General features: G+C 53.8%; 4 protein-coding genes. All 4 read left to right on the forward strand.

From position 1 onward, the window contains the following. Positions 1-273 (forward strand): LPXTG cell wall anchor domain-containing protein (locus B5E53_RS18535; protein WP_140401542.1); only part of this gene is annotated, 273 nt, incomplete at its 5' end. 67 nt (positions 274-340) lie between these two features. Continuing rightward, positions 341-703, forward strand: coding sequence for a hypothetical protein (locus B5E53_RS18540; protein WP_087317602.1), 363 nt, complete (start codon positions 341-343; stop codon positions 701-703). A gap of 62 nt (positions 704-765) precedes the next feature. Next, a complete protein-coding gene (locus B5E53_RS18545) occupies positions 766-1,044 on the forward strand; it encodes a hypothetical protein (RefSeq protein WP_087317604.1) in 279 nt (92 codons plus the stop codon). A gap of 163 nt (positions 1,045-1,207) precedes the next feature. Beyond that, on the forward strand, positions 1,208-1,605 hold a 398-nt coding region (locus B5E53_RS18550; RefSeq protein ID WP_087317606.1), incomplete at its 3' end, for a DUF3268 family zinc-finger domain-containing protein.

Genomic DNA, 1,605 nt, shown 5'->3' on the forward strand with positions numbered 1-1,605 from the left:
GAAACCCTCTACTATGTAGATGCAGACGGGACACAGCGGGAGATCTGCTCTCACAAGGATATTGACGATGCGGGACAGACCGTACATCTCTCCGAAAATCCTCCGGAAGTACCGGAAGAACCGACGGAAACACCTTCCGTTTCTAATCCGGTCAAGACTGGGGATGATGCACCCATCCTTCTTTACCTCGGCATCGGGGCAGGCGCTCTTGTCCTTGCCGGAGCACTGACCGTCCTGTATCTGCACAGACGGAAACAGAAGGATAACCAATAACCCACACATTGACTCTAACAGGCGGTTCCTATTACTGGGCCGCCTGTTTCTATGGAAGGTGACAGATATGGAACGAACCCACTGTACGGCGGACGCCAGGCATATCCGCCATTTTCTGGACTGCTGTGAGGGGAACTGGCACCAGTGCGTATATGTGCGCTGCGTTTCCTGCAAAGCTCCGGGATATTGCAGACAGCCGGACTTTTTATACCATCCGGATCCGGAGGGGAAGCCCTGTGTCCTCCTCATGAGGGATGCCAGGCTTCTTTTCGCCCGGCTTCCAGAGCCCACCGAGTGCGCCGGCGCATTGACCGTGGAGCAGTTTATCTCCCTGTACCAGCCCTATCTGGAAAAAGAAGGGCTGCTTGAAGCCCCCTGTCTTCCGGAGGCACTGCTGCGTCTCCAGGAGGCAGCCTGCTATGACTGGTAAAGTTGCGTTTTGCGGAGCTTCTACGTATGGGATAAGTAAGAAAACGAAAGGAGGAGCATCACATGAGTTATCTGATTCTGATTATCTGCTGGATCGACAGGGCATTTACCACCCTGATCTTTCTCCCCATGCTGTATATCCTGTACCGGAAGTTCCGCCCCACAAAGCCCTGGACGCCCCGCACCATGCGGCTGTACCTGGTCTGCAAGGTTCTGGTGATCCTGTTTCTGGTGCGTATCTTCTGCGCCGGATTCCTCTTCACACCGGTCAACTATGAGCGCTTCACGGACAGCGGCCTGTTTCCGCTGATCAAGGCCATCTTTTACTCTGACTGGCCGTAAAAATGGTGAAACGTGCCATTTGGTCCGGATCTGGGACCAGTTTCGGCGCTCATCCTATGGGCATCTGTCACCTTTATCCTTACACTATAAGTAAGCAATACGTAGAGAATGATAAACGTATGCCGTACTTATGCCATACGTATGAAATTGAGGTGAACAGACTATGAAACAGAAGAAATCCATCCGCTGCCCATACTGCGGCGGCACTGCCATCCTCCGGGACGCTTCCTTCGTCTATGGGGAGAAGTCCTACGGCGGCAAGGTTTATGTATGCAGCAACTATCCCAAATGTGACGCCTATGTAGGTGTCCACCCCGGAACCCGGATCCCCAAAGGCACGCTGGCAGACCAGGAACTTCGGAAGAAACGGATGCTGGCACATCAGATCTTTGACCAGATCTGGCTGAGGGGAATCTTAAGCCGCCCCGACGCCTATCACTGGCTGGCAGACAAGTTCTGCCTCTCCGATGAGCAGGCACACATCGGGATGTTCGGGAACTATATGTGTGACCAGGTGATCCGGGAGTCCAAAAAACTTCTGGCAAACCAGCGCCCCCGCCT

This window comes from Eubacterium sp. An11 (assembly GCF_002161065.1).
Lineage (GTDB): Bacteria > Bacillota > Clostridia > Lachnospirales > Lachnospiraceae > Anaerobutyricum > Anaerobutyricum faecale.